General features: G+C 67.1%; 10 protein-coding genes. 2 read left to right on the top strand and 8 right to left on the bottom strand.

The genetic code is table 11. The features are described from left to right. Positions 1 to 54 precede the first annotated feature (54 nt). Together OG947_RS14815 and OG947_RS14810 are read right to left on the bottom strand one after the other, a co-directional pair. Entirely contained in the window at positions 55 to 1,578 is a 1,524-nt protein-coding gene (locus tag OG947_RS14815) for an MFS transporter (protein ID WP_222639404.1), read from the bottom strand. Next, positions 1,575 to 2,165 carry a PadR family transcriptional regulator gene (locus OG947_RS14810; RefSeq protein ID WP_285184409.1) on the bottom strand — a complete coding sequence of 197 codons (591 nt, stop codon included), beginning with the start codon at positions 2,163 to 2,165 and terminating at the stop codon, positions 1,575 to 1,577. The genes OG947_RS14815 and OG947_RS14810 overlap by 4 nt, the downstream gene beginning before the upstream one ends. A gap of 82 nt (positions 2,166 to 2,247) precedes the next feature. Between OG947_RS14810 and OG947_RS14805 the strand changes: the two genes are divergently transcribed. Beyond that, positions 2,248 to 2,964 (top strand): GNAT family N-acetyltransferase, encoded by a 717-nt coding sequence (locus OG947_RS14805; protein ID WP_328812156.1) that lies wholly within the window; start codon positions 2,248 to 2,250, stop codon positions 2,962 to 2,964. Between the two features lie 9 nt (positions 2,965 to 2,973). Continuing rightward, complete coding sequence (locus tag OG947_RS14800) at positions 2,974 to 3,993, top strand: glutathione S-transferase family protein (protein WP_222639397.1); 1,020 nt, start codon at positions 2,974 to 2,976, stop codon at positions 3,991 to 3,993. A gap of 28 nt (positions 3,994 to 4,021) precedes the next feature. On the opposite strand, the gene map is transcribed toward OG947_RS14800, so the two are convergent. The 6 genes from map to rpsE form a co-directional block, all read right to left on the bottom strand. After that, positions 4,022 to 4,816, bottom strand: coding sequence for a type I methionyl aminopeptidase (map, locus tag OG947_RS14795; RefSeq protein ID WP_056441857.1), 795 nt, complete (start codon positions 4,814 to 4,816; stop codon positions 4,022 to 4,024). A 3-nt stretch (positions 4,817 to 4,819) separates the two neighbouring features. Further along, on the bottom strand, positions 4,820 to 5,407 hold the full coding sequence (locus tag OG947_RS14790) for an adenylate kinase (RefSeq protein ID WP_027504674.1): 588 nt from the start codon (positions 5,405 to 5,407) through the stop codon (positions 4,820 to 4,822). Beyond that, positions 5,404 to 6,726: a preprotein translocase subunit SecY gene (secY, locus tag OG947_RS14785; RefSeq protein WP_027504673.1), complete on the bottom strand. Its 1,323-nt coding sequence runs from the start codon at positions 6,724 to 6,726 to the stop codon at positions 5,404 to 5,406. Before secY ends, OG947_RS14790 begins: the two co-directional genes overlap by 4 nt. Positions 6,727 to 6,946: 220 nt before the next feature. Beyond that, positions 6,947 to 7,390 carry a 50S ribosomal protein L15 gene (gene rplO / locus OG947_RS14780; protein ID WP_027504672.1) on the bottom strand — a complete coding sequence of 148 codons (444 nt, stop codon included), beginning with the start codon at positions 7,388 to 7,390 and terminating at the stop codon, positions 6,947 to 6,949. Next, on the bottom strand, positions 7,387 to 7,572 hold the full coding sequence (rpmD, locus tag OG947_RS14775) for a 50S ribosomal protein L30 (RefSeq protein WP_027504671.1): 186 nt from the start codon (positions 7,570 to 7,572) through the stop codon (positions 7,387 to 7,389). Before rpmD ends, rplO begins: the two co-directional genes overlap by 4 nt. After that, positions 7,565 to 8,236, bottom strand: coding sequence for a 30S ribosomal protein S5 (gene rpsE / locus OG947_RS14770; RefSeq protein WP_027504670.1), 672 nt, complete (start codon positions 8,234 to 8,236; stop codon positions 7,565 to 7,567). The genes rpmD and rpsE overlap by 8 nt, the downstream gene beginning before the upstream one ends. Positions 8,237 to 8,269 lie beyond the last annotated feature (33 nt).

The following is an 8,269-nucleotide window of genomic DNA, read 5'->3' as shown; positions in this document are numbered from 1 at the left end:
CCGACCGGCCTCCGGCCTGCCCGCCTACCCCGACCGGCCTCCGGCCTGCCCGCCTCAGCGGACGGGCGTCGTCCCGGCCGGAACACTCGCCTCGACCGACGGATCCGGAACCGCAGCGCCGTGCCCACCGAAGTTGGGGCGCGCGTAGAAGAGCGTCGCGATCGCTCCGACCAGCAGGACCGCGGCCGGGAGGTACAGCGACTGGGCGAGCGCGGTGGCGAACGGTTCCGCCACCTGTGCCGGCACCCGGCCCGTGGACAGCTCACCCGACGCGCCGGCCGCACCGGCGAACGGCACCTCGGCGGAGATGCGGGACTGCATCAGCACGCCGATACCCGCACTGCCCAGCACGGACCCGATCATGCGGGTGGTGTTGTAGACGCCGCTGCCCGCGCCGGCCTGCGACATCGGCAGGTTGCGGGTGGCCGTGGCACCGAGCGGAGACCAGATGAGCGCGTTGGCCACACCCATCAGTGCGATGGGCATGAGGAGCCGGACGATCGCCGTGGTCGGTGTCATCTCCATCGCGAGCCAGACGAGGGCGACGGTGAGCAGGGTCAGGCCGGTACCGGCGATGTAGCGCGGGTGCACGCGGTCCACCAGACGGCCGACGTTCGGCGCGAGCACGCCGGTGAGCACCGCCATGGGCACGAACAGCAGGGCCGAACGCGTGGGCGTCAGTCCGGTGACGCTCTGCGCGTAGAACATGATCGGCAGCATCATGCCCGTCATCGCGAAGCCCATGGCCGCGATGCCGATGTTGCTGAGCGAGAAGTTCCGGTCGCGGAACAGCCCGAGCGGCACCAGAGGCTCGTTGCGGTTGCGCGACTGCCACACGATGAACGCGGCGAAGACGACCACGCCGACGGCGATGGAGGTCCAGATCCACCCGTTCCAGTCGTACTTCTGCCCCTCCTGCAGACCGAAGACGATGAAGAACAGGCCGGCGGCGGACAGCACGACGCCGGGGATGTCGAACTTGTGGTCGTTGGTGGGGAGCGTCGGCACGAACTTGACGGCCAGTGCGATGGCGACGACACCGACGGGGAGGTTGATGAAGAAGATCCACTCCCACCCGAACGCGTCGACCAGCACGCCGCCGAGCAGTGGACCCACCAGGGTGGCGACGCCGGCGACCGCGCCCCAGGCACCCATCGCGGCACCGCGCTTGTCCTTGGGGAAGATGCGGGTGATGACGGCCATGGTCTGCGGCGTGATCATCGCGGCGCCCAGGCCCTGCACGGCGCGCGCGGCGATGAGCATCTCGATCGACCCCGAGACGCCACACCACAGCGAGGCGAGAGTGAAGACGACGAGCCCGCCGATGTAGAGGTTCTTCGGTCCGAACCGGTCGCCCAGTCGGCCGGTCACGAGGAGCGGTACCGCGTACGCGAGCAGGTACGCACTGGTCACCCAGATGACGTTCGAGATGTCGGTCTGCAGACCCTCGAGGATCGCCGGCTGCGCGACGGCGACGATGGTGGTGTCCACGAGAATCATGAAGAAGCCGAGGCACAGGGTCCAGAGCGCGATCCAGGGGGACGCCTCCTTCACGGCCGGGCTGGTGGTGCTGGTCATCGGTGGTCCTGTCGTTCGGTGAGAATGCTGTCCAGCCAGGGGAGACGTCCGGAGTCGATGTCGTCGACGAAGGCCCGGAGCCAGGTGAGTTCGGCCTCGCGCAGGGCGAGCGTGTAGTCGAGGCCCACGGAGAAGAGCCGGGGAACGTGGCGATCGACGGCCATCGCATCGATGACGCGCATCTCGTCGAGATCCTTCTCCAGCAGAGCGATACGGGTACGGACGAGTGTCGCGACCTCCGACCCGGGGAGGTTGTGCGACTCGGACAGGGCCAGGGTGAACTGCGAGTACTCGGGCGTGGGTTCCGCCAGGAGAGTACGCAGGGTGTCCGACAGAGCCGCCCGACCCGAGTCGGTCACCGAGTAGGTGGTGCGCTCGGGCCGATTACCTTCCCGTTCGGTGCCGACCGCCACGATCAGCTCACGCTCCGCCAGGCGGTCGACCGCGTGGTAAAGCGACCCCGGACGTACCTTGAGCAGTCGGTCGTCCTTGCGCTCGAGCAGGAGCTGATACATCTCGTACGGGTGCATCGGCCGCTCGAACAGGCACGCGAGCACGGCGATGGCCAGCGGTGTCACGCGTTCCATGTCGATCCCCTCGCCCGTATATTCCGCTTGGAATATACGGCGCCGAGCATGGTCGCCACAAGCGGCGCTAGCGTGGACGGCGATGAACTCCCACCAGATCGACATCGTCCGTCTCGCCTGGGCGCGAGAACTGGGTCTTCCCGACGACGCCTCGCTCGACGACGCGGAGCGGTTGCACGTGGTCGACGACGACGCGACCCGCCTCACGTTCGTCGTCCTGGACGGCCACGCGGTCCTGGTCGGACCCGGCGACATCCTCGACCGCGCCGAGGAACTGGGCAACGACGTGCTCGCGACGCGGGACGGTCTCGCCGAGCTCGCGGGACAGCGCCGGGGTCGTTGCGGTGGACCACGGGTCCTCGCCTTCCTCGACGACAGTCGCGACGACGTGCGCGTCGAACACCCTCTGATCTCCCACGACGGGCACGATGTGGACCGCGTCCTCGCACTGGTGCCTCCCGACGACGCCACCGGGATCCGCGCGGTCGGCGTCGACTCGTGGTTCACGGTGTTCGACGACGCCGACGGTGAGGACGACGCTCTCCCCGCGGCCGCTGCCGGGTACGTCGAGTGGCGCGGCTTCCTCGCCGACACCGTCGCGGTCACCGTGCCGTCACGACGCCGGCGGGGGTACGGCTCGACCGCCGCACGGCTGGCCACGAACGAGGCCATCGACGCGGGACTCGTGCCGCAGTGGTCGGTGCCGATGGACAACGCGACCGCCCGGCTGTTCGGCCTCTCGCTCGGCTTCACCGAACTGGGAGTGCACATCGGGATGGAATTGACCGACCCCGGGTAAGTTACGACCATGAGCACCGACAGCGGTACCCCGTCCTACGTGGAGAAGGGCGGCTTCGACCGCGACACGAACTACATCGAGGACCGCATCATCGACGATCCGTCGTCGCGCTACCCGGTGGAGCCCGGTCGTTACCGCCTCGTCGTGGCCCGCGCCTGCCCGTGGGCCAACCGCGCCATCATCGTGCGTCGGCTCCTGGGTCTCGAGGACGCCATCTCGATGGGAGTGTGCGGACCGACCCACGACAAGCGGAGCTGGACCTTCGATCTCGATCCGGACGGCCTCGACCCGGTGCTGAAGATCCCACGTCTGCAGGACGCATTCCTCGCGCGCTTCCCCGACTACCCACGCGGGATCACCGTGCCCGCCATGGTGGAGGTGTCGACGGGCGAGGTGGTCACCAACGACTACCCGCAGATGACGCTCGACTTCTCGACGGAGTGGACGCGGTACCACCGTGAGGGCGCACCCGACCTGTACCCGGAAGCGTTGCGCGGCGAGATCGACGAGGTGGCGGAACTGATCTTCCACGACGTCAACAACGGCGTCTACAAGTGCGGTTTCGCCGGCTCCCAGAGCGCGTACGAGAAGGCGTACGACGCTCTCTTCGCGCGACTGGACTGGCTGAGCGACCGTCTCGAGAACCAGCGATTCCTGGTGGGCGACACCATCACCGAAGCCGACGTCCGTCTGTTCACGACGCTGGCGCGGTTCGATCCCGTCTACCACGGCCACTTCAAGTGCAACCGGAGCAAGCTCTCCGAGATGCCGGTGCTGTGGGCCTACGCCCGAGACCTGTTCCAGACACCGGGATTCGGCGACACCACGGACTTCGTGCACATCAAGTCGCACTACTACGAGGTGCACACCGACATCAACCCGACCGGCATCGTGCCCAAGGGGCCGGACCTGTCGAGCTGGTTGAGCCCACACGGCCGGGAAGCGTTGGGCGGCAGGCCGTTCGGAGACGGCACTCCCCCGCCGCCGCCGAAGGAGTCGGAGCAGGTTCCGGCCGAGCACTGGGCCTGACGACCCGGACGGGTCGGAAGGATCTGCGTCAGGGACGCAGAGTGAGAATCCTCGGCCCGTCCTCGGTGACGGCGACCGTGTGCTCCCAGTGCGCGGATCGCGATCCGTCCGTGGTGACCACGGTCCAGTCGTCGTCCAACACGCGGGTCTCGTGGGTGCCCAGTGTCAGCATCGGCTCGATGGCGAGCGTCGACCCCACCACCAGCTCGGGGCCCTTGCCCGGCGCACCCTCGTTGGCGAGGAACGGCTCCATGTGCATCTCGCGGCCGATGCCGTGGCCGCCGTAGCCGTCGACGATGCCGTAGGTACGTCCGTGCGCCGCCGAGGCGGCCAGCGTGCCCTGCTCGATGGCGTGCGAGACGTCGGTCAGGCGGTTGCCCGGGAGCATCGCGGCGATACCGGCCTCCATCGACAACCGAGTGGCCTCGCTCAGCTGCTCGTCTGCCTCGATGACGGCACCGACACCGAACGTCCAGGCGGAGTCGCCGTGCCAGCCGTCGAGAATGGCGCCGCAGTCGATCGAGATGAGGTCACCCTCGGCGAGCACGTCGGACGAGTTCGGGATGCCGTGCACGACGCGATCGTTGATCGAGCTGCAGATGCTGCCCGTGAAGCCGTGGTACCCGAGGAACGACGGCACCGCGCCGGCGGCGCGAATCACCGACTCGGCGACGGCGTCGAGTTCGAGCGTGGACACGCCGGGCTTCGCCGCGTCGCGCACCGCCACGAGAGCGGCGCCCACGACGGCCCCGGCCGCAGCCATGGCATCGAGCTCACCGGCGCTGCGGAACGGGACCACCTTGCGCTTACGTCCGAAAGCCATGGGTCAGTCGTCGCCCTGGATCGCGTCGATGACCTTCTTGTTGACATCCTCGACCTCGCCGACGGCGTCGACGGTCACGAGTAGTCCCGACCGGCCTTCGGCCTGCCCGCTGCGACCATGGCTCTTGTAGTACTCGAGCAGCGGAGCCGTCTCGTCGCGGTAGACCTTCATCCGGTTCCGGATGACGCTCTCCTTGTCGTCCTCGCGCCCACGGGCGAGCATGCGCTCGACCACGACGTCCTCGTCGATGACGAAGGAGACGACGGCGTCGAGCGTCGTGCCCGCGTCCTCGAGGATGGAGGCGAGTGAGTCGGCCTGATCGGTCGATCGCGGGAAGCCGTCGAGGATGAAGCCGTTGGTGGCGTCGGGCTCGGCCAGACGGTCGCGCACCATGTCCACGGTCAGCGCACTCGGGACCAGGTCGCCCGCGTCGAGGTACTTCTTGGCCTCGATGCCCAGGGGCGTCTTCTGGCCGATGTTCGCGCGGAAGAGATCGCCCGTCGAGACGTGGGGAATTCCCAGCTTCTCCGACAGCAGCGTCGCCTGCGTACCTTTGCCTGCTCCGGGAGGACCGAGGAGGACGAGTCTCACTTGAGGAACCCTTCGTAGTTGCGCTGCATCAGCTGGCTTTCGATCTGCTTCACCGTGTCGAGTCCCACGCTCACCATGATGAGCACCGCGGTTCCGCCGAAGGGCAGGTTCTGGGCGCCACCGGAGTTACCGATGTCGAGGAACAGGTTGGGAAGCACAGCGATGGTGCCGAGGTAGATGGCACCGGGCAGCGTGATGCGACTGAGAACGAAATTGAGGTAGTCGGCCGTCGGACGTCCCGGCCTGATGCCCGGGATGAATCCGCCGTACTTCTTCATCTCGTCGGCACGTTCCTCGGGGTTGAACGTGATGGCGACGTAGAAGTAGGTGAAGAAGACGATGAGACCGAAGTAGATCGCGATGTACACCGGGTTCGCCGGGTTCACCAGATACGTGTTGATGGCGCGTTGCCACCAACTCGGATCCGCCGCCGTGCTGGCATTGGTCAGCTGGGCGATGAGATTGGGGAGGTACAGCAGCGACGACGCGAAGATCACCGGGATGACACCGGCCTGGTTGACCTTCAGCGGCAGGTAGGTGGACGAGCCGCCGTACATGCGGCGGCCGACCATGCGCTTGGCGTACTGCACCGGGATGCGGCGCTGGCCCTGCTCGACGAAGACGACGCCGATGATGATGGCGAGAGCGGCGAGGCAGACGAGCGCGAAGACGATGCCGCCGCGGCTGTCGAGAATCGACTTGCCCTCGGACGGGATGCGCGAGGCGATGCCGGCGAAGATGAGCAGCGACATGCCGTTGCCGACGCCGCGCTCGGTGATGAGCTCGCCGAACCACATGACCAGGGCAGCACCCGCGGTCATGACCAGCACGATGGTGACCAGTCCGAAGATGGACGAGTCCGCGATGATGTCGAGGTTGCAGCCCTGGAGCAGCTGCCCGCGCGAGGCGAGCGCGACGAGACCCGTGGCCTGCAGGATCGCCAGCGCGATGGAGAGATAGCGCGTGTACTGCGTCATCTTCGCCTGGCCGGCCTGGCCCTCCTTGCGGAGTTCCTCGAACCGCGGGATGACCACGGTGAGGAGCTGGACGATGATGCTCGCGGTGATGAAGGGCATGATGCCGATCGCGAACACGGACAGCTGCAGCAGAGCGCCGCCCGAGAACAGGTTGATCAGCGAGTAGATGCCGGCGGAGTCGCCGCCCGACACCTGGTCGATGCACTGACGGACGTTGCCGTAGTCGACACCGGGCGACGGCAGCGTCGCGCCGAAGCGGTACAGAGCGATGAGGCCGAGAGTGAAGAGGATCTTCCGTCTCAGGTCAGGTGTCCTGAGGGCCGACACAAAGGCGGAAAGCAACGATCCTCCTGGACGGGGTGACTAACGAGGGAGATGGTCGGGGCGCACGGGCACCCCGTCGAACTCTAACAGCGCCGCGGAGTGCGCAGCCCGGGCCGAGCCGGACAACCACTCACCGTGGCACCGAACGGCCGATGGCCGCAGCACGAGAGTCGTACCACGGCCATCGGTCCGTACTGCCGGAGGCCCGCTCACTCGTCGAGTGGGCGGGCCGCCGAACTCACAACTCGGTGACGGATCCGCCGGCTGCGTTGATCTTTTCCTTGGCACTGCCGGTGAACTTGTCGGCGGTGATGGACACCTTCACCGACAGGTCGCCGTCGCCCAGGATCTTGACGAGACGGTTCTTGCGCACCGCACCCTTGGCGACCAGATCGTCCTTGGAGATCTCGCCACCCTCGGGGAACAGTCGCTCGATGTCGACCAGGTTCACGACCTGGTACTCGACCCGGTTGCGGTTGGTGAAGCCCTTGAGCTTCGGCAGCCGCATGTGGATCGGCATCTGGCCACCCTCGAAGCCGGCCGGGACGTTCTTACGAGCGCCCGTGCCCTTGGTGCCACGACCTGCGGTCTTGCCGCGCTTTCCGCCTTCACCGCGACCGACGCGGATCTTCGCGCTCTTCGAACCCGGTGCGGGGCGAAGATGATGCAATTTGATGGTCACTTGGTGACCTCCTCAACGACGACGAGGTGACGCACCACGTTGATCAGCCCGCGGGTCTGCGGGGTGTCCTCGCGAATCACCGACTGGCGGATCTTCTTGAGGCCCAGCGTGCGAATGCTGTCACGCTGGTTCTTCTTCTGACCGATGGTGCTCTTGATCTGGGTCACTCTGAGGTCAGCCATGAGCTGCTCCTGCTGCTGCCTGGGCGCGAGCGCGCAGCATGCCGGCGGGAGCGACGTCCTCGATCGGCAGACCACGACGAGCCGCGACCTCTTCCGGACGCTGCAGGCTCTTGAGAGCCGCAACGGTGGCGTGCACGACGTTGATCGCGTTGTCGCTACCCAGCGACTTCGCGAGGATGTCGTGAACACCTGCACACTCGAGCACGGCACGCACCGCGCCACCGGCGATGACACCGGTACCGGGGCTTGCCGGGCGCAGCATGACCACACCGGCCGCAGCCTCACCCTGGACGGGGTGCGTGATCGTGCTACCGATCAGCGGGACGCGGAAGAAGCTCTTGCGAGCCTCCTCGACACCCTTCTGAATGGCGGCCGGAACTTCCTTGGCCTTGCCGTAGCCGACGCCGACCAGACCGTTGCCGTCTCCGACGATCACGAGGGCGGTGAAGCTGAAGCGACGACCACCCTTCACGACCTTGGAGACGCGGTTGATCGCGACGACGCGCTCGAGGTTGTTCTTCTCGGGAGCGTTGCCGCCCCGCGAGTCGCGACGGTCGCGACCTCCACGGTTGTCTCCGCCGCGGTTGTCACCTCCGCCTGCATTGGGTCCTGCGTTGGCTCCGGCGGGTCCGCTGCCGCCGTCACGCCGTTGACGTCCCGGCATCAGGCTGTCCTTCCGTTGGTGAGCTGAATCTTC

Source organism: Rhodococcus sp. NBC_00297 (genome assembly GCF_036173065.1).
In the GTDB taxonomy this organism is placed as follows: domain Bacteria; phylum Actinomycetota; class Actinomycetes; order Mycobacteriales; family Mycobacteriaceae; genus Rhodococcoides.
Note: the sequence above shows the minus strand (reverse complement) of the source record. Positions and strands in the feature narration are given on the sequence as shown.

Excerpts from the sequence above, each read along its gene's own strand:
- OG947_RS14815 (WP_222639404.1), bottom strand. The coding sequence starts at position 1,578 with ATGACCAGCACCACCAGCCCGGCCGTGAAGGAGGCGTCCCCCTGGATC.
- OG947_RS14810 (WP_285184409.1), bottom strand. The coding sequence starts at position 2,165 with ATGGAACGCGTGACACCGCTGGCCATCGCCGTGCTCGCGTGCCTGTTC.
- OG947_RS14805 (WP_328812156.1), top strand. The coding sequence starts at position 2,248 with ATGAACTCCCACCAGATCGACATCGTCCGTCTCGCCTGGGCGCGAGAA.
- OG947_RS14800 (WP_222639397.1), top strand. The coding sequence starts at position 2,974 with ATGAGCACCGACAGCGGTACCCCGTCCTACGTGGAGAAGGGCGGCTTC.
- map (WP_056441857.1), bottom strand. The coding sequence starts at position 4,816 with ATGGCTTTCGGACGTAAGCGCAAGGTGGTCCCGTTCCGCAGCGCCGGT.
- rpmD (WP_027504671.1), bottom strand. The coding sequence starts at position 7,572 with ATGGCTGACCTCAGAGTGACCCAGATCAAGAGCACCATCGGTCAGAAG.
- rpsE (WP_027504670.1), bottom strand. The coding sequence starts at position 8,236 with ATGCCGGGACGTCAACGGCGTGACGGCGGCAGCGGACCCGCCGGAGCC.